The following is a 22,587-nucleotide window of genomic DNA, read 5'->3' as shown; positions in this document are numbered from 1 at the left end:
CAGACACTAGAAACGCGGCGGCGCGGGAAGAGGAAGACGGGCGGGCGATGCGGACTAGGCTCGATGGCATTCTGATTATCAATCCAAGAAACTTCGTCGAGAGACGGCAGAGTATCGAGCGGCAACTGAAGCCGCTTGGTCTGGCTTACGAGTTTATCCATTCCTACGATGTCGCCGATTTGGACGCCGCGATTACGGCGCGATACTTTAAGAATGAACTGCTCAGTCCTGGGCAGCGGTCTTGCGCGCTCAAGCATCTTCAGGCGTTGCGCCTCGTCGTCGAGCGGAAATGGCAGCATGCGCTGATTCTAGAAGACGATGCGCTCCTCGCCACGCAATTTGTTCCTCAGCTTCAGGCGGCGCTCCAAGAATCTGCGTCCATCACATCTCCGCACGTGCTCTTCATCGGCAGCGGGGGAAATCTCTATACGCCTCGGCGGTTGAAGGTCCCAGGCCGGCGTTTGTACAAGTCTGATCGCGGGCGGTTGGGAGAGGCGTATGTGCTCGGAAGCCATGTGGCGAGTCAGCGAGTCGAATGGATTGAGGCCCATGGGATCCCCTTGCCGATCGATAATCTATTTGAGCAGATTGACCGAGAGCGTCGCATCGAGCTCTATTGGCTCGAACCTCCGATTGTCGAACAAGGGAGTAAAAATGGTCGCTTCCAATCGGTGTTGGAGCCTGCGCCTCCCAAATTTGTCCGGCGGATCACGGCGGCGCTGCAGAAACTTCGCCGGAAGTATCTCTACTGATTCGGTAGTGTCTTCCTCTCGCTGGTAAGGATCGAGTGAACATTGCCTCCCATAAGATGATCGATCTCGCCCGGGTGATGGCGATTATTGCCGGCGTCGGTCTGCTGTATTCACCGTCGGTCGCCACGGTTGCATTGATCGCAGCGTACGTTGCCTTTCTGTTCAGCGGAGAGGCGGTCGACCGGTTCCGGTCGGTGCTTGCGCGGCCGTTGGGCGTTTGGGGGATGATTTTTCTCGGGATGGTCGTGGTGGCGATGGCGTATGCCACCGTACCGTGGCGCGAGCGATGGATGGATTTCTATAAATGGCGTGTGATCCTATGGCTGTTTGTGGGGTTGGCGCTTTTTGACGATGCACGGTGGAAGAATCGGTTTCTCTATATGTTTCTCATCGGTACGGGTGTTGCCGTGGTGGCGTCGTGGTTTTCCACGCTGTCAGGGATTTCATTATGGCGCGGGCCGCAAGAATTACTGAGAAATTCCGGCACGCAAGGGATGGCCTTCGCCTGCGCCGCTCTCATCTGCGTCTGGCTGACGCGCGAACCGAAGCATCTGGATGTTCCGCCATGGGTGTGGCCGGTGCTGGCGGCGCTCTATATGGCCAATATTGTGTTCATCACGAATTCAAGAAGCGGATATGCCCTGCTGGGGTGCGGCCTTGCGGTCATGCTTTTCTCAAACGCGTCGCGGGCACAGGCGGTGTTGGGAGTGGTTGGATTGTGCCTTGTGGGAGGGCTTGCGTATCTGGCATCTCCACGCATGCAGACTATTGTCGATGCCGGGGTTGAACAATGGGTAACGGCTGAGCAGTCGGACCATCTGACGAATTTCGGAAGCCGCCGGGTATTTTATCAGAACAGTCTGGAGGTCCTCCGGGAGCATTGGCTTTTGGGCGTCGGGACCGGAGGGTTCGCGCAGGCCTATGGCGACCATGTGACGAAGAAATATGACGCTTCCGACTGGCGGGCGCTGCGCACGACGGATCCGCACAATCAGTATTTGGCGGTGTGGATTCAACAAGGCATTGCGGGGCTGGTGCTCTTTCTTGTATGGATTGCGGCGATTGTTCGCGAGCGAGAATCGCCGCGTCGCTATCATCAACTGGCCGTCGCCATCCTTATGGGCTGGTGCGTGACGAGCTTGTTTAGCTCGCATTTCAGAACGTTTGCCGAGGGACACTTGCTGGCCACATTTCTTGGCGTGCTGCTGGCCGTCGAATTGCCGTCAGTTGCCTCGCGGCGGGATGCCGAGATCTCACGGGATCTCTAGAAAGACGACATGCAAAAAGTTTCTGTTTACATCATTGCCTATAACGAAGCCGGCAAAATCGCGGCCACGATTAATAGTGTCCTATGGGCGGACGAAATTATTTTAGCGGATTCGGCCAGCACGGACGGAACGGATCGGATCGCGGCTGACATGGGGGCGCGGGTCGTCCAGATTCCGTTTGAAGGATTCGGTCATTTGCGCAATCGCGCTATCGCCGCTTGTACACATGAGTGGATTGTGAGTATCGACACTGATGAACAGTGTACGCCGGAAGTTCGGGATGAAATTGTGGCGTTGCTGGCCGGGTCACCCGCGCATGATGCCTACCTCGTGCCTCGGCGGAATTATTTCATGGGGCAATGGGTCACGCACTCCGGCTGGTATCCAAATTTCAGACAGCCGCAATTCTTTCGCAAGAGTGCGATGAAATATGTGGAGTCTCCGGTTCATGAAGGCTATGAATTGCTCACGTCAAAACCGGTGGGACGATTGCAGCATGCGATCTGGCAGGTTCCGTTCAGAAACTTCGAAGAAGTGCTCAAGAAGGCGAATCGCTATTCCACGCTCGGGGTGTTGAAGATCGCAGGCAAGCGCGTGTCGATGGGGCAAGCCTTGGCGCATGGCCTTTGGTCGTTCATCAAGCATTATATATTTAAGAAGGGGTTCCTGGACGGCTGGCCTGGTTTTGTGATTGCGCTTGGGAATTTCGAAGGCACGTTTTACCGCTATGCGAAGCGGTATGAGGAACAAGAATCCTGGCCGTTGCCCACGCAGGCTCCGCTGCGCCGGCCCGGCGGGTCTCCATCGGCATGAACACGGCGGTCATTGTCACGACCTATAATCGTCCCGATGCCTTGAGTGCGGTCTTGGCGGGATTTGAGGCGCAGACCGATCAGGACTTTGAGCTTGTAGTGGCCGATGACGGGTCGACATCCGAGACCGCTGCGGTCATTCAGGAGTATCAGCGTCGGAGCACGTATTCGGTTCGCCATGTGTGGCAGGAGGACCGAGGCTTTCGTGCCGCGGCCATTCGCAATCGAGCCGTCGCCGCGACGACCGCAGACTATCTTATCTTTACTGACGGGGATTGTATTCCGTCCCGGCAGTTTGTTCGGGCGCACAAGCGCTTGGCGGAGCCGGACTATTTTCTCGGCGCGAATCGGGTCCTGTTGTCCGCCGGTTATACGCAGCGAGTTCTGCGCGAGCCTCTTCCTGTTCATCAATGGTCATGGGTCCGGTGGGTTCAGGCCTGGGCCGGTCGCGATATCAATCGCCTCCTGCCGCTCTTGTCATTGCCGGATGGCGCGTTTCGCAAGTGGGCGCCTCGCCGATGGGAAGGGATGAAGACCTGCAATCTGTCGGTCTGGCGGAAGGATCTCTTGCGGGTGAACGGCCTGGATGAGTCGTATGAAGGCTGGGGGCTGGAGGATTCTGATTTGGTGATTCGGCTATTACGGATCGGCGTCAAACACAAGTCTGCGCGCTATGCCGCGCCGGTGTTTCATTTGTGGCATCAAGAGCAGGCGCGAAGCCGATTGGAGGAGAACCGGGCGCGATTGGATCAGGTCTTGCGAACGCAGGCGACAGAAGCGGTTGTCGGGCTCAGTCGGTATCTGATGGAGGTAAAATGAGCGATCGCGAAGGGGATGATGCCGGTCCGGTTGTCCGCGGGCGGTTGATCGAATACTGTCCGGTCGGGTGCTCGGAGGCATTGGTAGATACATCGATTGTCTTGCCGGAAGGGCCGTTGCGGCGCTGCCAGGCCTGTGGCCAGCTTGTCAGTCAAATTACAGCGGTAGCCTATACCGGTTCGATGAAAGAGTTCGATACGCCGAGAGGGACCCTTCCGCCTCTGCGCTCGCAGCGCAGGCACGACGCGCGGGCCGCCAAGTTGTTCGGGGTGCTGCGAACTCTAATTCGTTCCGAGCCGGGAACGGATGTCAGGCTTCTCGATATCGGGTGTTCCAGCGGGGCGTTGCTTCGAAGCGCGATGACGCACGGGTTTGGCGCCGAAGGGGTCGAGCCTGCGGCGCAAGCGGCGGAGTTTGCCCAGAGCACAGGGTTGAAAGTCTTTCATGGGTATCTTGAAGCGGCACGCTTTCCGGCATCGAGCTTCGATGCGGTGACCTTGATGGAGGTGATCGAGCATCTTCCGGATCCAGGCGCATTGTTGAAAGAGGTTGGGCGGATACTCAAGCCGAATGGCATGCTCGTCGTGGGAACGGGCAATGGCGTGAGTTGGACGGTCCGGTTAATTGGCGCCCGCTGGGGATATTTTCAGGTGGCGGCGCACGGCGGCCATATCAGCTTTTTCAATCCGTTGTCGCTGGCCATGCTGGCGGGGCGGTGTGGATTCGAAATCGAGCGGAGCGAAACGAGGCGTGTGTCGCTATCGGAGTCTCATGAAACCGGCAGGGTCATGTATCGATTGCTCAAAATTGCAGCAGAAATGCTGGCGATGCCGGCACGCCTGTTCGGCAAAGGGCATGACATGCTGGTGTTCCTTCGAAAGTGTCCGGTGTAGGAGGTGGCATTGGCAACTCTCTGCCCACGGCTCAAAGTTGCCGTACTGATCAAACGGTTTCTGCGCACCGGGGGCGCGGAAAAGTATGCGATGGAAGTCGTGCGACGCTTGGCGGTCAGCCATGAGGTGCATGTGTTCGCGCATGAGTGGGCGTTCGACGGGCCCGAGCCCATTACGTTCCACAAGATTCCCAGAGTGTGTCGCAAACCGGCTTGGTTGAATCAGCTGTTTTTCTCCTATGCGTGTCGCCGGGCGGTGGGGCACGGGTTTGATGTGGTGCATTCGTTCGAAAAGGTGTCGTCTTTTGATGTGATGACGGTGCAATCGCCGTGTTTCAAGTCCTCCGGTCTTGCCGCAGAGAAACCGTGGAAACGGATACTGGGCTGGCTAACGATGAGCCCTCGCAAGCTCGCGTGGTTATGGTTGGAACGGGAGCAGTTTTCTGATAATCCAGCGCGTGTCGTGATCGCCGTGTCGGAGCAGGTCAAACGAAATGTCCAGGCTCAGTATCCTCTTCCGGATGAGCGGTTCAGGCTCGCCTACACCGGAGTGGAGGTCCCTCCGGCAACTGGGATTGCGACGAAGCACGATCGAAATGAGAGGCGAGCTCAGTGGGATATTGGAGTCGATGACCTCGTGGTCTTGTTTGTCGGAACGGAGTTCAAGCGGAAGGGATTGGATGTGCTGCTGCAAGGACTCGCCAAGGTGCCGCGTGCGCGGTTCAAGTTGCTTATTGCCGGTGGAGGGGGGGAGCGAATCGCGTCGTACAGGAAGCTTGTCGATAGATTGCAGTTGGGTTCCGAGGTTCGGTTTTTGGGGTTGGTCGACGGGATTGAACGGATCTATTCGATCGCGGATGTGTACGTGCTGCCGACCTTAGCGGACCCCTGTCCGCTTGCCCCGCTAGAAGCCATGGCGGCTGGAGTGGCCACCGTGATGAGTTCATCGACATATAATGGGACTGCCGAATTGATTCGACAGGGAGAGGCGGTGATTCTCTCGAACCCTCAGGACCCGGAGGAGATTGCCTCAGCGTTGCTCACCCTTATGAACGGTCAGGTTCGGCAGCAGGTGGCGGAGAAGGGACAGCGCTTGATGCGGCAGCTCACCTGGGAGCAGACCGCAGCGGTGACTGCGGCAGCTTACCAAGACGTCATTCAGTTGAGGCGTGTGAATAGGCCAGTTGCGGGAACGGTCAAAGGAGCTTACGGTTGCTCGACAACGATTCAATAGCAGGTGGCGGTGAAAAAGCCGTATGAAAGTGTGCTGGTGGTGTGCACGAGGCGAATCGGTGATGTGTTACTAACCACACCGGTCGTCCGTTCGTTAAAGGCCGCGGCCCCTCATGCCGTGATCGATATGCTGGTGTTCAGCGGGACGGAGGACGTGGTCGCCGCCAATCCCGACATCCGCCGCGTGTGGACCCTATCCACTAGAGCTTCTGTATGGGCATCGTTGGGAGTGTTGGCGAAGATTTGGCGCCACTATGATCTTGGCTTGTCGGTTCTACCCGGTGATCGGCCGGTGTTTTATGCCTGGGCGGCCGGCCGTCATTCGGTGGCGGCCGTCACTCCTGAACGGAAGTCGTGGTGGAAGCGATTGTTGCTTGGCGGTCAGGAGTCGTTCGACAATCACGATACGCACACGGTGGTTATGAATCTGCGGTTACTCAAGTCGCTCGGAGTGTCTGCCATCCCAACTCCGATTGTTTCATGGGCACCTGAAGATGTGGCGGCTGCGCGAGCGGTATTTCCGAGTCTGGAGGTGAGCGAGCGCTATGCTGTTCTTCATGTGACTCCTAAGTTTGTCTATAAGGCTTGGACTCCATCCGGATGGGCGATGCTAGGCAGATGGCTCGGGGACCATGGGGTAAAAGTCGTTGTGGTGGGAGGGCCTTCGGCAGATGAGCGTGGTACGGTTGCCCGAATATTGGAAGGGCTCCCGTCCGATGTTATTGATCTAACCGGCCAGGTCACGGTGCGTGCGCTGGGGGTCATACTGAGTCGGGCGGCATTGTATGTCGGGACTGATACCGCCGTAACTCATATGGCCGCGGCGCTTGGAGTGCCGACTATTGCCTTGTTTGGCCCCTCGAATCCGGTCAAGTGGGGGCCTTGGCCGAAGGCGTGGCCTGCCGAGTCCCTAAGTCCTTGGAAGAAGGTGGGGTCGCAACGGCAAGGCAATGTCGCTGTATTGCAGGGCGAAGGCGCTTGTGTGCCATGCCTTCACGAAGGCTGCGGGCGCCACGTCGACAGTGTGAGCGATTGCCTGCAGCTGCTATCGATCCATCGAGTGATTGAGGCCGCAGCGCGTATGCTGGGCCACCAGGAAGCCCGTTCACCGCAGCCTGTCGAAAGTGAGAGGGTGTAGGGAGTAGCGTGAGACGCATTGCGACGCGGGTCTTTCATACAGTTGCGGGAAAGTATGGCCAACTGGTCATGCGGTTTCGCTCGCTTCTTGTTGTCGCCACTCATCTGGGGCTAATTGTGGCGGCGCATCTGACTGCGTTCGTATTGCGGTTCGAGGGCGATATTCATGCGCCATTTGACCAGATGATGTGGCGCTATCTGCCGGCTGTCTTGGTGATCTACTGGGGTGGGCTGCGGGTGTTCGGGATTCAGCGTGGATTGTGGCGCTATGTTGGGCTGCATGACTTGGGGCGGATATTTTGGGCGACGCTGACAGGATCTGTCGCCTTCTTTCTAATATTTCATGTGGGGTTGGGGTGGCCTGAGTATCCACGTTCGATCATCATTCTGACCGGGCTCCTAAGCGGATTCTATATTGCGGGGATTCGATTGGCGGTGCGCTGGTTTCGGGAGTGGCTTCAAATCGTGGCGCCGACGGTCCGCCGAGTGCTCATCGTCGGCGCCGGCCATGCCGGAGAACTGTTGGCCAGAGACATGTTGTCTGACCCCAGCTTCAACAGCCGTCCGGTAGGATTCATCGACGATGATCCCGTGAAGCGAAAGATGAAGATTCACGGGATTCCCGTGGTTGGAACCATCGAGGAGATCAAGTCCATTGCGGATCGTTTGGAGGCACACGAAATTATTGTGGCCCTGCCCTCTGCGTCAACCGCTTCGAAACAGCGAATCCTTGCCGCGTCAGAGGGCTGTACGGCGCCGATCAAGATTTTGCCCAATGTGAGGCAGTTGCTGGGAGATCCCGTGTCGTTGCAGCAGGTCAGGCCCATGCGTCTGGAGGATTTGCTGCAACGGGAACCGATTCAGACCGATCGACAGGAATTGCATCCGCTGATCGAAGGGAAGACGGTATTGGTTACGGGAGCAGGAGGATCGATCGGATCGGAGTTGTGCCGTCAGATCGCATCCTATCGGCCGGAGTCGCTGGTGCTGTTTGAACGCTATGAGAATTCCCTTCATGCCCTGTTGTTAGAGTTGCGCGCGACCTTTCCTACTGTTGGGGTCCTTCCAATCATCGGCGATGTCACGGTCCCTGAACGGGTGGCCGAAGTGTTTCGTCAGACGGGTCCTGAACTCGTGTTTCATGCGGCGGCGCACAAACACGTGCCGTTGATGGAGCTGAACCCTAAGGAGGCTGTCCGGAACAATGTATTGGGTACCCGTATCGTCGCTGAAGCGGCATTGACAGCAGGAGTCGATCGGTTCGTGTTGATTTCAACGGACAAAGCCGTCAATCCCACGAGTGTGATGGGCGTGACCAAGCGCATTGCGGAGCAAGTCATCCAAGGCTTCAATCATCGGGGCCGGACAAAATATACCGTGGTGCGCTTTGGGAATGTGTTGGGGAGTAACGGCAGTGTCGTCCCCTTGTTTGCGGAGCAGATTCTCAAAGGTGGCCCGATCACGGTGACAGATCCTGAGATCAAACGATTTTTCATGACGATTCCTGAAGCGGTGCAGCTGGTGTTGCAGGCGAGCGTGATCGGGCAAGGCGGAGATGTGTTTGTGCTTGATATGGGCGAACAGATCAAGATTGTGGATTTGGCTCGGAACATGATCGTGCTTTCCGGCTTGGTGCCGGGGAAGGACATTGATATTCAGTTCACCGGCCTGCGCCCGGGCGAGAAACTCTACGAAGAGTTGTTTGATGAAAGTGAACAGACTGAATCCACGGCACATGAGAAGATCAATCGTGCGGTCTGTCCGCTCGCGCAGGCCGATCTCGACCCCTGGTTGGATCAGCTTGGGGCGAATCTTCTGCAGTGGAATGAAGAAGATCTTTTACTGCAACTCCGGCAGCGGATTCCCAGCTTTACCCCGACCGCTCCTCAACGAGTGTCCTGACCGAGTGCCGTTCCTGCCGCCATCGTTGAATGCAAATCTGATATGAAAAGCAGTCTCTTCCCTCTATAGTTCTAACGGGTAGCAACCGATATAAACAAGGCGGAGGCGGCGAAGATGGCTCAGATTGGGAGGGGCTGATTGTGAAAGGTGTTGTGTTGGCTGGTGGGCTGGGAACCAGACTCCTGCCCCTCACGAAAGTGACGAATAAGCATCTGCTGCCGATTTACGATCGGCCCATGATCTATTATCCGATCCAGGCGTTGGTCAACGCAGGGATTCGAGACATTATGCTGGTCACTGGGGGAAACAATGCCGGTGATTTTCTCAAGCTTCTCGGGAATGGCAAGGAATTCGGGCTGAGGCACCTGAACTATACCTATCAAGAAGGGGAAGGCGGGATTGCCGACGCCCTCCGGTTGGCGGAACATTTTGCAGATGGTGAACCGATCTGTGTCATTTTGGGCGACAATATTATTGAAGGCCATGTCGCCTATGCGGCCGAGGCCTTTCGGCAGCAGAAGATCGGGGCGAAGATTCTCCTGAAAGAAGTGAAGGACCCGCAGCGATTCGGGGTGCCGGTGTTGGACGGCGAGCGCGTGGTGAAGATCGAAGAAAAGCCGGCCCATCCACGATCGGCCTATGCGGTGACGGGGTTGTATTTCTATGATGCGCAGGTCTTCGACATTATCAAAACGCTGAAACCGTCAGGGCGAGGTGAGTTGGAAATTACCGATGTCAATAACGCCTACATTGCTGCAGGCACGCTGACGTGGGATCTGCTCGATGGCTGGTGGACCGATGCCGGCACGATCGAGTCTCTTCATCTTGCCAATGAATTGGTCGGTCGGACTGGAGCGAATAAACGTGAGGGCTGAATGAATATTCTGCTCACCGGCGGCGCCGGGTTTATCGGATCGCACCTCGTTCGGCGATTGCTGACGCGGTCTGAGCATCAGGTCGTCAATCTCGATGCCTTACGGTATTCCGGGAATCTCACCAACCTTGAATCGGTGCAACAGCATCCCCGCTACCGATTTGTGCAAGGGGATATCTGCGATCAACCGCTGGTGGAATCCCTATTCCAGGCACACCGCATCGACGGTGTCATCAATTGTGCTGCGGAAACGCACGTCGATCGATCTATTCTCGATCCGGGCAGCTTTGCACGGACCGATGTGGTCGGGACAGGCGTGTTATTGGAAGCGGCCCGCCAGGCAGGGGTCCGCCGATTTCTTCAAGTCAGTACCGATGAAGTCTATGGCAGTGTCGAAACCGGGACATCGAGCGAAACTGATCGGCTGGCGCCGCGCAGCCCCTATTCCGCGAGCAAGGCGGGCGGAGAGTTGCTCGCGCTCAGCTATTGGACGACGTACAAGTTTCCCGTGGTTGTGACCAGGGGGAGCAACACTTACGGATCTCATCAGTATCCGGAGAAATTCATTCCCCTCTTTGTGACGAATGCGATCGATGGGCAGCTCCTTCCGCTCTATGGCGATGGCCGCCAATGCCGCGACTGGCTGGCTGTCGAGGATCACTGCGCGGGGATCGAGCACGCATTCCTGCACGGAGAGCCCGGGACAGCCTACAATATCGGCGGAGGGAATGAGCGCGAGAATCTCACGGTGGCGGAGGTGATTCTCGACTCTCTGGGGCAACCGAAGAGTTTATTGCGGTATGTCAGCGATCGTCCCGGCCACGACCGCCGGTATGCGGTCGATTGCAGTCGCTTGCGAGAATTGGGCTGGAAGCCGGCCGTGGCGTTTGCCGATGGGCTCCGTGAAACGGTTAGGTGGTATCAAGAGCACGAATCTTGGTGGCGGCCGATTAAGTCGGGTGAGTTCAAGCGCTATTATGAAGAGCAGTATCGTCGTCGATTGGAAGAAGGGACGGCATGCGGATCCTGATGACCGGTGCCAACGGGCAATTGGGGTGCGAGTTACGTCGGGTATTCGCCTCCGAGACGCTCATCCTGAAGGATCTTCCTGAGTTCGATCTCTCTGGATTGCGGATAGAAGAGGATGTTGTGGGGGCAAGGCCTGATCTCATCATTCACGCCGGGGCCTATACTGATGTCGATGGAGCCGAGCGCGAACCCGAGCGGGCGATGGCGATCAATGCGTCCGGAACCGCGCAGGTAGCACGGGCAGCCGCGCGAGTCGGCGCTCGGTTGCTGTATATCTCGACCGACTATGTCTTTCCCGGCACCCAGCGACATCCCTACAGCGAAGCCGATGCGCCGGCTCCCGTGAATGCGTACGGGCTGTCGAAATGGCGAGGTGAGCAAGCGGTGGCGGAGTCGGGGGCCGATGCATTGATCGTTCGCACGGCTTGGTTATATGGCGCGATGGGGAAAAATTTCGTCAAGTCGATCATGCGGGCTGCTCTGACACAGCCTTCCCTCCGGGTAGTTGACGATCAACGAGGATCTCCTACCTCCGTCGAAGATCTCGCCTCAGTCATCAAAGCGACGGCTACAGGATCCATGCAAGGCATTCTGCATGTGACCAATCGGGGCGATTGTACGTGGTGCGAATTTGCCCGGGCGATTGTAGAAGCAATGAATCTCGATATTTCGGTCCTTCCGATCTCAACGACGGAAGCTGGACGACTGGCTCCGCGCCCCGCCTATTCGGTGCTCGGGCAGCAGCGGTTAGCGCGGCTGGATCTGGCTCCTCGTGACTGGCGTGAGGCCTTGAACCAGTTCGTCAAGGCTGAGCAGGCGTTGGTGACGGTCCATCCGTAGCGTCGTGGGCTACGTCCTCGTTTTCTGTCCAATCCATTTTTCCTTTGTAACAAGCAGGTGAATCGGTAAAATGGTGCAGAAGGCGATGGTCATCCGTAGCTTTTGCTAGGTAAGGTGACGTTCATGTCTGGGAATGAGAATGTCATGAAAGAGAAGATTGTTGAGCGAAGCAGGCTGAGCAACGTTCGCCTGTTCGCGACCGATGTCGATGGAGTGCTGACTGATGCGGGCATGTACTATTCAGAATCGGGCGATGAGTGGAAGAAGTTCAACACGCGCGACGGGATGGGGATCAAGCTGCTGCAAAAGGCTGGCTATGTGACGGCGATCGTCACGCAGGAACGAACGAAGATCGTGGCACGACGGGCTGAAAAACTCGCGATCCCGGAGCTGCACCAGGGGGTGATGGATAAGCTCACAGTGATTCGCGAGATGGCCGGCCGTCATGGCTTGTCCTTGAGCCAGGTTGCCTATATTGGTGACGATGTGAATGATCTTGAGGCGCTGCGCGCGGTCGGGTTCTCGGCCGCTCCGGCCGATGGGATGCCCATCGTGCGCGATGCTGTGCACTATGTGTGTCAGAAAAAAGGTGGGGAAGGGGCTGTGCGGGAAATTGCCGAGATGCTGCTCAGTGTCCGTGCGGATATAGCGTAAATACGGTGTGTTGAGAAGAAGGGGATCGCTTATGACGGTGCGAACGAAGAATCTGTACCCGGTGATCATGGCCGGTGGAAGCGGGACCAGGTTTTGGCCATTGAGCCGGCAATTGTTTCCCAAACAATTGCTGAAAATCGGGGGAGAGCAGACGCTGATTCAACAGACGATGCAACGGGTGCTGGGGTGTGCGCCGTCGTCTCAGGTCCTCATCTCGACGAACGCGGCTCAGGCGGAGTTGATTCGTGGACAGCTGGGTGACTGGAAGCAGGATCTGAAAGACGGATTCGTTCTGGAGCCTGAAGGGCGAAACACCGCACCGGCGATTGCGTTGGCGGCGCTCGAAGTCGTGCGGCGCGATCCGAACGGACTGATGCTGGTGGTGCCGGCCGATCATGTAGTGTCTGGGCAAAGAGAGTTCTCAGCTGCGGTGGCGCTGGCGTCACAACTCGCGGATGAGGGCTATCTCGTCACATTCGGGATCAAGCCGATCAGGCCGGAAACGGGCTATGGCTATATCAAGCCGAATGGACGAAAACTATTGGGCACGCGGGGAACGCTCAAAGGGTATCGCGTGGATAAATTCGTGGAGAAGCCAAATGCGACCAAAGCCGCGCAGTATCTCAAGGCGGGACAGTACTATTGGAACAGCGGAATGTTCGTGTGGCGCGCCGCGACGATCCTCGATGAAATTCGGACGCACCAGCCTGCGCTCGGGAAAGTCGTGGATCGCATCGCCCAATTGCAGGCCTCAGGCGCTCCCAAGCAGACGATCGACGAAGTTTACCGATGGGCGACATCGGTTTCCATCGATAATGGTGTCATGGAGCTCTCGTCCAAGGCGGCAGTCGTTCCAGTAAAATTCCGCTGGTCTGATGTCGGCAGCTGGGGAAGTTTGGATGAAGTGGCCGAGAAGGACAAGTCTGGCAATGTGCTGGTCGGTCGGGTCATTGACCTCGAAAGCTCACGCTCGATCGTGTACGCCGATCGCCGGGTCGTGGCCACGATTGGGTTGGAGGACATGGTGGTAGTGGATACGCCTGATGCCACGCTGGTCTGTCCGAAGTCTCGCGCGCAGGATGTCAAAAAGGTGGTGGAGATTCTGAAGCAGCAGAAAGCGCCGGAACATCTCGAGCATCTGACGGTCCATCGCCCCTGGGGATCCTATACGATTCTTGAAGAGGGAGCCGGCTTCAAGGTGAAACGCGTGACGGTGAATCCCGGCGGGCGTCTCTCGCTTCAGCTGCACCACAAGCGGAGCGAGCATTGGGTCGTGATTGCGGGAACCGCACGGGTCACGAGAGGTGAAGAGGTGTTTGACCTCCAGGTCGGACAGAGCACCGCCATTCCCGTCGAGACCAAACATCGGTTGGAAAATCCCGGGAAAGAGACGGTCCATATTATCGAAGTCCAGAATGGTCCGTATCTTGGGGAAGATGACATCGTGCGATTCAAAGACGATTACGGACGAACTGCCAACGGGTAGGAGATAGAGGAGCGGCTATGGGATTGTTTCGCGAATACGACTTGCGCGGCATCGTTGGGAAAGAACTGACCGTGGACATTGCCGAGCGCGTAGGGCGTGCATATTGTACGCATGTACGAGGGCGCGGTGCGAAGACGGTCACCGTGGGACGAGATGGCCGGCTCAGTTCTCCCGAGTTATATCACGCGCTGGTTAAGGGGTTGCTTGCCGGCGGCCTCAATGTGATCGATATCGGGATCTGTCCCTCTCCGCTGGTCTATTTCTCGTTGCACACCTTGCCGGTTGACGGCGGCATCATGATTACCGGGAGTCATAACGCCGCCGAGTACAACGGGTTCAAGATTTGTGTCGGGAAAGAAGCGATTCACGGCGACGAGATTCAGGCACTGCGGCGGATCCTGGAGCAGGGGCAGTTTGTTTCCGGCCAGGGAACGCTGACCGCGCATCCCATCATTCCCGACTATCTAGCCTATATCAAGAAAAGTTTTGCTGGAGTGGATGCGAAGCGATTGCACGTGGTCATTGATTGCGGTAGCGGCGTGGCCGCGCTTATTGCGAAAGATGCTTTGGAATTATTGGGCTGCAAGGTGACGGGCTTGTATTGCGAGCTGGATGGCCGATTCCCGCATCATCACCCGGACCCCACGGTGTTGGAGAATCTTGCGGACCTCATGCACGCGGTCAAGGAGCACAAGGCGGATGTGGGTATTGGCTACGATGGCGATGCGGATCGGATCGGGGCCGTGGATGAACACGGGCAGGTATTGTGGGGCGATCGATTACTGGTGATCTATTCTCGCGATATTCTGGCGGTCAAGCCGGGCAGCACCATCATCTCCGAAGTGAAAGCGTCACAAAGCCTCTACGACGATATTGCCAAGCATGGCGGCCGTCCGGTGATGTGGAAGACGGGCCATTCTCTGATCAAGGCGAAGATGAAGGAAGAGAAGGCTGTGTTAGCGGGTGAGATGTCCGGGCACATGTTCTTTGCCGATCGGTATTTTGGCTACGACGATGCGGTCTATGCCTCGTGCCGGCTCGTGGAGATTCTCGCCAAGAGCGCGAAGCCGCTGTCTGCATTAGTCGCCGATCTCCCGGATACGACGGTGACGCCGGAAATTCGTGTGGATCTTCCCGATGCGATTAAATTTGATGTCGTCAAGCAGGTTCGCGATCGGTTCGAACGGTATGCCAAGACTAAGCAGGGGCTTGGTCCGGAGCAGCGCCGGGTGCGTGAGTTGGTGACGATCGATGGAGTGCGCGCGGTCTTCGAAGACGGCTGGGGGTTAATTCGCGCGTCGAATACACAGCCGGCATTGGTGCTCAGATTCGAAGCCACAACGCCTGCGAAACTTGATGCAATTCGTGCGATTGTGGAAGGCGAGTTGGCCGATGTGCGCAGGGAACTCGAAGGATAGTGCCACGGTTGCATGACGCCTCTCGACGGATGCTTCGTTCCAATACACTGTGCGTTCTAACGTGGGTACTCTGCTTGCTTTCAGCCGGGGTTCCCGGCCCGGTCCATGCCGATGAGGGTGCTCGTTCTCTTACCCGCCCGTTCAGAGTGGGTGAGCGGCTGACCTACGATATTTCCTTTCTCAATATCAGTGCAGGAACGGCCGTGATGGAGGTCGGTCCAGGCGATGCTGTCGGGAATCATCCGTCGGGAAGATTTATCACGACGGCGGTGTCGAGCCCAAAGGTCACGAGATTTTTCCCTGTCGACAATCGTGTCGAGTCCCTGACGGATCTGACGACGCTGTTGCCGGAACGCATGACTTTCCGGAGGCGAGAGGGGAAAAAGAAGGAGGATATCGAGTATGTCTTTCACCGGAATGACAACACCGTCTCGGCCACGCGAGGCGGGGTCACGGAAGTTCTTCCGATTCCAGCCGAGACCCAAGATCTGATTTCCTGCCTCTATTATGTGCGAAGCCTGTTGCCGCTGAAGCCGGGCGCATCCCAGGCCTTGACGGTCTACCATGATAAGAAGATTCGCCAGATTGAAGTGCGGGTTGAGAAGATTGAGTTGCTGGATGGGCCGTGGGGAAACCTTGAAGCAGCGCAGGTCCTTGTGATTATGCCGTTTCAAGGGATCTTTCTGAATCAGGGGAATATCCGCGTGTGGTTTACGACCGACGAGCGTCGGGTTCCGTTGCGCATGAAGGCCAAAGTGGTGATCGGTTCGATTGTGGCCGACTTGGTGGACGGAATTCCAGAGGTCACTCGCGTGAAGTAAGAGAGCGAACTTTCGTTGCCGGGATCGGACAAACCCGCTATACTGCCTGCACTATGGGCCAATTTCCCCTTACATTAAGCCGCTTTATCATTCGCAGTCAGGCCGAGCGCCCGAGTGCGACCGGTGAATGTTCCAGCCTGCTGAATCAGATCGGGCTCGTAGGGAAAATCATTGCTCATGATCTACGCCGAGCCGGCCTGATCAATATTCTTGGTACGACCGGAGAAACGAACGTCCAAGGCGAAACCGTCAAAAAGTTGGACGAGATTGCCAATGATACCTTTCTCCGCGCATTTCAGGGCGGGGGCCTGGTCTGTGCGTTAGGCTCTGAGGAAATGGAGCAGATGGTTTTGCTCCCTGAGAATTGTCCTCAGGGGACGTATATGCTGCTCTTCGACCCTCTCGATGGCTCGTCCAATACCGACTGCAATATGCCGCTGGGCTCAATTTTCTCTGTCTTGAAGCATACGCAGACCGATCGCCCACCGACGGAGAGTGATCTGCTGAAAAAAGGGATTGAGCAGGTCGCTGCCGGGTATCTGCTGTTTGGGTCCAGCACGATGCTGGTGTACACCACTGGGCATGGCGTACATGGGTTTACCCTGGATCCCGGCATCGGAGAGTACGTGCTCTCGCATGAGCGTATTCAGATTCCCCAGCGTGGGAAGGTCTATGCGGCAAATGAGGGCAACCGTCACAAGTGGCCTTCCGGGACGCAGCAGTATATCGAGTTTCTTAAGACCCCAGACAGCGCGGCCGGCCGGCCGTACAGCGGTCGATATTCGGGGTGCCTGGTCGCTGACGTCCATCGCATCCTGCTCGGCGGAGGTGTATATCTTTATCCGGGCGAAGTCGACAAGCCGGAAGGCAAGCTGAGACTTCTCTATGAAGCCAATCCTTTGGGCATGGTGGTGGAACAGGCCGGGGGGCGAGCCTCGACTGGTACGATGCGAATTCTCGATATCGAACCGAAGAAAATTCACCAGCGAGTTCCTCTGATTATCGGCAGTCAGGGCGATGTTGAGACCGCCGAAGCATTTATTCAGGGCCGGGCGTAACGCGCATTCTTCACGTCATTTTCTCCGGGAGGATTGTCATGGCAGATCGAGTACAGGAAATTCTCAGTTGGTATGAAAGTGATAATGCAGGCACGAAGACGAATCTGGCGCGCATGTTGCGCCACGGCAAGCTGGCCGGTACCGGCAAGCTGGTGATCCTGCCGGTCGATCAGGGATTCGAGCATGGGCCGGCCCGCAGCTTTGCCCCCAACCGGCCGGGTATAACCCCTACTATCACTTTCAGCTCGGCATCGACGCGGGATGTAATGCCTATGCCGCGCCGTTGGGATTTTTGGAAGCAGGCGCCAGCCACTTTGCTGGCCAGATTCCCTTGATCCTCAAGTTGAACAACCACGATGTGTTGCACGATGAGAAAGATCCGCTGCCGTCCGTGACGAGCAGTGTCAGGGATGCCTTGCGGTTGGGCTGTGTGGCCGTGGGATTTACGATTTATCCGGGATCCGCCCACTGCAATACCATGTATGAGCAATTGCGAGCCATTGCGGAAGAAGCCAAGGCTTCCGGTCTGGCGGTCGTGGTCTGGTCCTATCCGCGCGGGTCCTCGCTGAGTAAAGAAGGTGAAACGGCAATGGATGTCGGGGCCTATGCGGCGCAGATCGCCGCGCAGCTCGGGGCTCACATCATCAAGGTGAAGTTGCCGACCGCTCACCTCGAACAGGCGGCTGCTAAGAAGGTCTACGAAGCGACCCAAACCCCGATCAAAACTCTGGCAGAGCGTGTGAAGCATGTGGTGCAGAGTTCGTTCGACGGTCGCCGCATCGTGATTTTCTCCGGCGGCGCCAAGAGCGAAGACAAGAACGTATTCGACGAAGCGCGGGCCATTCGGGACGGCGGTGGGTTCGGCAGCATCATCGGGCGGAATTCCTTCCAGCGCCCGAAGGCAGAGGCGGTGAAGTTTCTCCATACGATCATGGGGATCTATTCCGGAGAAATTCAATAGCTGCGCCATCGGCGATTCATGAGACGAAGGTAAACGCACCATGGAAACTCCCAATCAGAAGCCCGCATCAAGCCGCAGCTGGATGGTCGCCGCAGTGTTGCTCACCGCGGGAATGATCATCGGATTTGTGGTGGCATCCGATCTCGGCTGGTTGTCCAACGGGCATGCCGTTCCGGATGGCGGGGGTGCTCCGCTGGTGAGGCCCGTCGCCACTGCTCCGCAGCCCGTGTTACCGGGGATGGGGAGCCAGACGTTTGTTGAGATCGCCAAAGCGGTTAAGCCGGCGGTGGTCAATATTTATGCGACCAAGACCGGCAAGGGTGACGGCGCTCATGCGACGCCCTTCGACGATCCGTTTTTTCGCAAGTTTTTCGGGGATGAATTTTTCCGCCGGTTTGAGCAGCAACAGCCCAAAGAAAAGAAAGAGCGTGGTTTAGGGTCAGGGGTCATTGTCGATTCGAACGGGTTGATCATCACGAACAACCACGTGGTTGGCAAGGCTGATGAAATCCGGGTGACGTTGTCGGATAAGCGCGAGTTCAAAGCCAAGCTGATCGGGACCGATCCCAAGACCGATATCGCGGTCGTCAAGATTGATGCGACCAACCTTCCGACAGTCGCCTGGGCCGATTCCGATCAGTTGGAAGTCGGCGAGTTTGTGCTGGCGGTGGGCAATCCGTTCGGCCTCACTCAGACCGTCACGCTGGGAATCGTCAGCGCGTTAGGGCGAGCGGCGGGGATCGCGGAGTACGAAGACTTTATTCAAACCGATGCGGCGATCAATCCCGGGAATTCCGGCGGGGCGCTCGTGAACGTGCGCGGTGAGTTAGCGGGAATCAATACCGCCATTTTTAGTCAGAGCGGCGGCAACATGGGGATCGGGTTTTCAGTGCCAAGCAATATGGCTCGCTCCATCATGGATCAGCTGGTGAAGACCGGGAAGGTCGTCCGTGGTTGGTTGGGTGTATCGATTCAGGAGTTGACCCCTGAGTTGGCGAAGCAGTTCGGCGTGCTCGATACCAAGGGCGTGCTGGTCAGCGATGTGATGGACGATAGTCCGGCAAAGAAAGCCGGGGTGGAACGCGCCGATGTGATCGTGGAATATGACGGGAAGCCGATGGATTCTCCCACGCATCTGCGGAACGCGGTGGCGCAGACGCCGGTGGGAAAGAAAGTTTCCGTCAAATTGATCCGCGAGAAGAAGCCGAAAACGATCGATCTGGCCATCGTCGAGCAGCCGAAATCCATGACGCAATCGGGGGAGGAGGAGTCGGCTGAAACAGTCGCGCCGACCGGGATCCTATCGGATCTGGACGTACGGGAGTTGACCGACGAAGTGGCCGGCCGGTATGGAATGAAGTCCACCGAGCGCGGCGTCGTGGTGGTGCGGGTGAAGCCTGGCAGCACGGCCGAGGAAACCGGTGTCCGTGAAGGCGACATGATTATCGAGATCAATCGGCAGCCGGTGACCTCGCTGAAGACGTACGAGCGCATTGCGGGCAAGTTGCCTGCGGACGAGGCTGTGCTCTTGCTGTTGAAACGGCAGGGGCGGACGATTTATCTGACGCTTCGTCCTTGAGGCGCGCACGGCGGATTCTATCTCGTCGCGGTCGTTGGGAAAATGGTTGAGAGGACAGGGGCGGCAATGCATCGTAGATTCCCGCCCATGACATGGTGAGAGGGTGCCCGGAAGGGCGCCATGAGGGAGAGGGGGTTCCGGTATGATATCGCGAGCCATATTTATCCTTCTCAGTGCGCTGGCGGGCATGGTCTTGTTCTTACGCGCGGAAAGTGCCAATGGCGCGTTCTGGCTCTATGGGTTCGGAATCGGGGCGGTCACCGGTGGGCTCATCGTCGCCGGCGAGTACGCGTTACGAACATTGTCTTTCGGTATCATTGTCGGTGCAACGGCCGGGTTGGCCGTCGGGCTTTTGATGACCGGGTTGGTCGAGTGGGTTGGCGGTGAAATATTTGATGTGCAAACGTTTCTGTTTCACATTGGTGGGCTGGTGTTTCTCCTCGGGTTTCCCTATCTGGGCTTGGTGATGGGCGCGAGATTCGGACAGGAGCAGTTTCCAGCGTCTCCGGCTCCGTCACGGTCAACCGAGCTCTCCAGTAGTTCGACGGGTCTCAAGGTGCTCGATACCAGTGTGATTATCGATGGCCGCGTCGCGGATCTTTGCGAGACGGGATTTCTGGAAGGCACATTTTTTGTGCCACAGTTCATCTTGCATGAGTTACAGCATATCGCAGACTCGTCGGATTCCCTGAAGCGCGCCCGCGGCCGCCGAGGCCTGGACATCTTGAATAAGATTCAGAAAATGGCCGATGTGGATGTGCGCATTGTGGATGAGGATTTTCCTGAGGTAAAGGAAGTGGATTCGAAGCTGGTCGTGCTCGCCAAAAAGATGGGCGCGCGCATCATGACGAATGATTTGAACTTGAATAAAGTCGCTGAGCTGCAGGGTGTTCGCGTCCTCAATATCAATGAGCTCTGTAACGCCCTGCGGCCTGTCGTGTTGCCGGGTGAGACCATCCGCGTCTTTGTCTTAAAAGAGGGCAAGGAAGCCGGTCAGGGTGTGGCCTATCTCGACGACGGGACCATGATCGTCGTGGACAATGCCCGACGGTGCATCGGCCGCAATGTCGATGTCGTCGTGACCAGCGTATTGCAGACGACCGCCGGCCGGATGATTTTCACTCGCCTGAAAGAAGAGGCCGAGCGAGAGGAGTTGCAAGTCGCTCGTGGATAGACGTGTGGTCGCCGTCGTTCCCGCAGCCGGCAAGGGGTTGCGGATGGGTGGCTCAGTACCGAAGCAGTTCCTTGCGCTGGGTGGAGAGCCGCTTGTCGTGCACTCTCTGCGCGTCCTCCAATCCTCTCCCTGTATCGATCAGATTATTCTGGCTGTCCCGCAAGCCGATCTCGACTACTGCCTGAACGATCTCGCCGTGCGGTACGGATTTTCGAAAATTACTAAAGTCGTCGCGGGTGGACGGGAACGGCAAGACTCCGTTCGGCATGCACTCGAACATGTTCCGGATGAAACGGACATCGTCGTCGTGCACGATGCGGTTCGGCCGTTTTTGACGGAGCACATGGTCGCGAACGTGGTGGCGGCGGCGCGACAGCACGGCGGGGCGATCATCGCGCTTCCCATGCGCGACACGGTCAAGCAGGTCGGAGCTGAGCAGCGGATTGAGCGCACCGTCGATCGTCAGCCGTTATGGCTGGCACAGACGCCGCAGGCATTCCGGTGTGACTGGTTGCAAGCGGCTCACCGCAAGGCCCATGCGGAAGCCGTTCATGCGACGGACGACGCCTTTCTCTTTGAATGGGTCGGCCATCCCGTGGTGGTGGTAGAGGGTAGCGGAGAAAACATCAAAGTGACGCGACCGGAAGATATGGTGATCGGGGAAGCGATTCTGGGTTCCCGCACCACCGCGCGTTCGGAAGGATCGTAATGGCAACGAAGATTCGCGTGGGATGCGGCTATGACGTGCATCCCCTCGGGGCGGGGAGGAAACTGATTCTTGGCGGGATCGAGGTGCCGCATTCCAAAGGACTGCTGGGCCATTCGGACTCCGATGTCCTGGTCCATGCCGTCTGCGATGCCTTGCTGGGAGCGATGGGTGAAGGGGATCTTGGCCGACATTATCCGAGCTCCGATCAGAAGTACAAAGGGATTTCCAGCCTCAAGCTCCTCGAAGATGTGATGGGGAAGTTGACGAAGAAGGGGTATCGGGTCGTCAATGTCGATACCATCATTGTGGCCCAGGCTCCGCGCTTGAGCACCTTCCTCGCGGCCATGCAGAAACAGATGGCGCAGGTGATGGGGATCGATGCCGAGCAAGTAAACGTGAAAGTGAAGAGCGGCGAAGGCCTCGATGCGGTGGGACGGGAAGAAGGCATGCATGCCCATGCGGTCTGTTTGATTGAGGCGGAGTGACTGCCGTAGGATAGCGTACGATGCTGAAAGCGATTCGACAGGATCTCAAAGCCGTCTTTGATCGGGACCCGGCAGCCACCAGCCGGCTGGAGGTCATTCTGACCTACGCCGGTTTCCACGCGTTGCTCATCTACCGAATCGCCCACTGGTTGAAATCATACAATGTACCGTTTGTGCCGAGAGCCTTGTCTCAACTGGCCCGCTGGCTGACCGGCATTGAAATTCATCCTTCTGCCAAGATCGGCACAGGGTTTTTCATCGATCATGGGATGGGCGTCGTGATCGGCGAAACGGCCGAGGTCGGCGACTATGTCACGCTGTTCCAAGGCGTCACGCTCGGCGGAACAGGCAAAGAGCGTGGCAAGCGCCATCCGACGCTCGGCAACCACGTGGTCGTCGGTGCCGGGGCCAAGATTCTCGGCGGTATCAAAATCGGCGACAATGTCAAAATCGGCGCGAATTCCGTGGTCATCAAAAACGTCCCGCCCAATTCCACCGTCATCGGTGTCCCGGCTCGCGTCATCAAGACGCAGGGCGAACGACTGCCCGATGTGACGATGGATCAAACCAACCTCCCTGATCCCATTAGCGACCGATTCGCGGCGCTTGAACAGGAGTTGATTGAACTCCGCAAGAAGCTTGAACAGCGCGACTCTCAGCTGCCGTTCTAGTTACTAAGACTGA

21 protein-coding genes and 1 pseudogene are annotated in these 22,587 nt (G+C 57.3%); all 22 read left to right on the top strand.

What is annotated here, in order from left to right; translation table 11 throughout:
* The first annotated feature begins 47 nt into the window (after nt 1–47).
* The 22 genes and pseudogenes from NITLEN_RS12125 to cysE all read left to right on the top strand — a co-directional run bounded on the left by NITLEN_RS12125 (nt 48) and on the right by cysE (nt 22,574).
* Complete coding sequence (locus tag NITLEN_RS12125; protein WP_121989884.1) at nt 48–752, top strand: glycosyltransferase family 25 protein; 705 nt, start codon at nt 48–50, stop codon at nt 750–752.
* A 35-nt stretch (nt 753–787) separates the two neighbouring features.
* On the top strand, nt 788–2,020 hold the full coding sequence (locus NITLEN_RS12120) for an O-antigen ligase family protein (RefSeq protein WP_146216175.1): 1,233 nt from the start codon (nt 788–790) through the stop codon (nt 2,018–2,020).
* Nucleotides 2,021–2,029: 9 nt separating this feature from the next.
* A complete protein-coding gene (locus NITLEN_RS12115) occupies nt 2,030–2,833 on the top strand; it encodes a glycosyltransferase family 2 protein (RefSeq protein WP_121989882.1) in 804 nt (267 codons plus the stop codon).
* Entirely contained in the window at nt 2,830–3,651 is an 822-nt protein-coding gene (locus tag NITLEN_RS12110) for a glycosyltransferase family 2 protein (protein WP_121989881.1), read from the top strand. The genes NITLEN_RS12115 and NITLEN_RS12110 overlap by 4 nt, the downstream gene beginning before the upstream one ends.
* On the top strand, nt 3,648–4,544 hold the full coding sequence (locus NITLEN_RS12105; RefSeq protein WP_121989880.1) for a class I SAM-dependent methyltransferase: 897 nt from the start codon (nt 3,648–3,650) through the stop codon (nt 4,542–4,544). Before NITLEN_RS12110 ends, NITLEN_RS12105 begins: the two co-directional genes overlap by 4 nt.
* 9 nt (nt 4,545–4,553) lie before the next feature.
* Nucleotides 4,554–5,777 (top strand): glycosyltransferase family 4 protein, encoded by a 1,224-nt coding sequence (locus tag NITLEN_RS12100; RefSeq protein WP_146216174.1) that lies wholly within the window; start codon nt 4,554–4,556, stop codon nt 5,775–5,777.
* Between the two features lie 9 nt (nt 5,778–5,786).
* A complete protein-coding gene (gene rfaQ / locus NITLEN_RS12095) occupies nt 5,787–6,914 on the top strand; it encodes a putative lipopolysaccharide heptosyltransferase III (protein ID WP_181416836.1) in 1,128 nt (375 codons plus the stop codon).
* Nucleotides 6,915–6,922: 8 nt separating this feature from the next.
* Entirely contained in the window at nt 6,923–8,815 is a 1,893-nt protein-coding gene (locus NITLEN_RS12090; RefSeq protein WP_121989877.1) for a polysaccharide biosynthesis protein, read from the top strand.
* Nucleotides 8,816–8,955: 140 nt separating this feature from the next.
* Entirely contained in the window at nt 8,956–9,690 is a 735-nt protein-coding gene (locus tag NITLEN_RS12085) for a sugar phosphate nucleotidyltransferase (protein ID WP_121989876.1), read from the top strand.
* Complete coding sequence (gene rfbB / locus NITLEN_RS12080) at nt 9,691–10,719, top strand: dTDP-glucose 4,6-dehydratase (RefSeq protein WP_121989875.1); 1,029 nt, start codon at nt 9,691–9,693, stop codon at nt 10,717–10,719.
* On the top strand, nt 10,707–11,558 hold the full coding sequence (gene rfbD / locus NITLEN_RS12075; protein ID WP_121989874.1) for a dTDP-4-dehydrorhamnose reductase: 852 nt from the start codon (nt 10,707–10,709) through the stop codon (nt 11,556–11,558). Before rfbB ends, rfbD begins: the two co-directional genes overlap by 13 nt.
* Nucleotides 11,559–11,702: 144 nt before the next feature.
* Entirely contained in the window at nt 11,703–12,212 is a 510-nt protein-coding gene (locus NITLEN_RS12070; protein WP_245924450.1) for a KdsC family phosphatase, read from the top strand.
* 31 nt (nt 12,213–12,243) lie between these two features.
* Complete coding sequence (locus NITLEN_RS12065; RefSeq protein ID WP_121989873.1) at nt 12,244–13,698, top strand: mannose-1-phosphate guanylyltransferase/mannose-6-phosphate isomerase; 1,455 nt, start codon at nt 12,244–12,246, stop codon at nt 13,696–13,698.
* Nucleotides 13,699–13,715: 17 nt separating this feature from the next.
* The gene (locus NITLEN_RS12060) at nt 13,716–15,116 is read left to right on the top strand and encodes a phosphomannomutase/phosphoglucomutase (RefSeq protein ID WP_121989872.1); all 1,401 of its coding nucleotides are present in this window, start codon (nt 13,716–13,718) and stop codon (nt 15,114–15,116) included.
* 74 nt (nt 15,117–15,190) lie between these two features.
* Nucleotides 15,191–15,937, top strand: coding sequence for a DUF3108 domain-containing protein (locus NITLEN_RS12055; protein WP_181416835.1), 747 nt, complete (start codon nt 15,191–15,193; stop codon nt 15,935–15,937).
* Nucleotides 15,938–15,990: 53 nt separating this feature from the next.
* Complete coding sequence (gene fbp / locus NITLEN_RS12050; protein WP_121989870.1) at nt 15,991–16,995, top strand: class 1 fructose-bisphosphatase; 1,005 nt, start codon at nt 15,991–15,993, stop codon at nt 16,993–16,995.
* A gap of 38 nt (nt 16,996–17,033) precedes the next feature.
* Nucleotides 17,034–17,956 (top strand): annotated as a pseudogene (locus tag NITLEN_RS12045) (class I fructose-bisphosphate aldolase).
* 40 nt (nt 17,957–17,996) lie between these two features.
* A complete protein-coding gene (locus tag NITLEN_RS12040) occupies nt 17,997–19,535 on the top strand; it encodes a DegQ family serine endoprotease (protein WP_121989869.1) in 1,539 nt (512 codons plus the stop codon).
* Between the two features lie 142 nt (nt 19,536–19,677).
* Nucleotides 19,678–20,709 carry a PIN/TRAM domain-containing protein gene (locus NITLEN_RS12035; RefSeq protein WP_121989868.1) on the top strand — a complete coding sequence of 344 codons (1,032 nt, stop codon included), beginning with the start codon at nt 19,678–19,680 and terminating at the stop codon, nt 20,707–20,709.
* A complete protein-coding gene (gene ispD, locus NITLEN_RS12030; RefSeq protein WP_146216173.1) occupies nt 20,702–21,418 on the top strand; it encodes a 2-C-methyl-D-erythritol 4-phosphate cytidylyltransferase in 717 nt (238 codons plus the stop codon). The genes NITLEN_RS12035 and ispD overlap by 8 nt, the downstream gene beginning before the upstream one ends.
* Nucleotides 21,418–21,903, top strand: a complete 486-nt coding sequence (ispF, locus tag NITLEN_RS12025) for a 2-C-methyl-D-erythritol 2,4-cyclodiphosphate synthase (RefSeq protein WP_121989866.1) — start codon at nt 21,418–21,420, stop codon at nt 21,901–21,903. The genes ispD and ispF overlap by 1 nt, the downstream gene beginning before the upstream one ends.
* 20 nt (nt 21,904–21,923) lie before the next feature.
* The gene (gene cysE / locus NITLEN_RS12020) at nt 21,924–22,574 is read left to right on the top strand and encodes a serine O-acetyltransferase (RefSeq protein WP_121989865.1); all 651 of its coding nucleotides are present in this window, start codon (nt 21,924–21,926) and stop codon (nt 22,572–22,574) included.
* The last annotated feature ends 13 nt before the right edge of the window (nt 22,575–22,587 follow it).

It is taken from the genome of Nitrospira lenta, from assembly GCF_900403705.1.
Classification (GTDB): Bacteria; Nitrospirota; Nitrospiria; order Nitrospirales; family Nitrospiraceae; genus Nitrospira_D; species Nitrospira_D lenta.
The sequence above is the reverse complement of the archived record's forward strand: the minus strand, read 5'-3'. Positions and strand labels throughout refer to the sequence as shown.

Bases quoted from the DNA above. Each gene is read 5' to 3' on its own strand.
- NITLEN_RS12125 (WP_121989884.1), top strand. From the start codon at position 48: ATGCGGACTAGGCTCGATGGCATTCTGATTATCAATCCAAGAAACTTC.
- NITLEN_RS12115 (WP_121989882.1), top strand. From the start codon at position 2,030: ATGCAAAAAGTTTCTGTTTACATCATTGCCTATAACGAAGCCGGCAAA.
- NITLEN_RS12110 (WP_121989881.1), top strand. From the start codon at position 2,830: ATGAACACGGCGGTCATTGTCACGACCTATAATCGTCCCGATGCCTTG.
- NITLEN_RS12105 (WP_121989880.1), top strand. From the start codon at position 3,648: ATGAGCGATCGCGAAGGGGATGATGCCGGTCCGGTTGTCCGCGGGCGG.
- rfbB (WP_121989875.1), top strand. From the start codon at position 9,691: ATGAATATTCTGCTCACCGGCGGCGCCGGGTTTATCGGATCGCACCTC.
- rfbD (WP_121989874.1), top strand. From the start codon at position 10,707: ATGCGGATCCTGATGACCGGTGCCAACGGGCAATTGGGGTGCGAGTTA.
- NITLEN_RS12070 (WP_245924450.1), top strand. From the start codon at position 11,703: ATGAAAGAGAAGATTGTTGAGCGAAGCAGGCTGAGCAACGTTCGCCTG.
- NITLEN_RS12065 (WP_121989873.1), top strand. From the start codon at position 12,244: ATGACGGTGCGAACGAAGAATCTGTACCCGGTGATCATGGCCGGTGGA.
- NITLEN_RS12060 (WP_121989872.1), top strand. From the start codon at position 13,716: ATGGGATTGTTTCGCGAATACGACTTGCGCGGCATCGTTGGGAAAGAA.
- fbp (WP_121989870.1), top strand. From the start codon at position 15,991: ATGGGCCAATTTCCCCTTACATTAAGCCGCTTTATCATTCGCAGTCAG.
- NITLEN_RS12040 (WP_121989869.1), top strand. From the start codon at position 17,997: ATGGAAACTCCCAATCAGAAGCCCGCATCAAGCCGCAGCTGGATGGTC.
- NITLEN_RS12035 (WP_121989868.1), top strand. From the start codon at position 19,678: ATGATATCGCGAGCCATATTTATCCTTCTCAGTGCGCTGGCGGGCATG.
- ispF (WP_121989866.1), top strand. From the start codon at position 21,418: ATGGCAACGAAGATTCGCGTGGGATGCGGCTATGACGTGCATCCCCTC.
- cysE (WP_121989865.1), top strand. From the start codon at position 21,924: ATGCTGAAAGCGATTCGACAGGATCTCAAAGCCGTCTTTGATCGGGAC.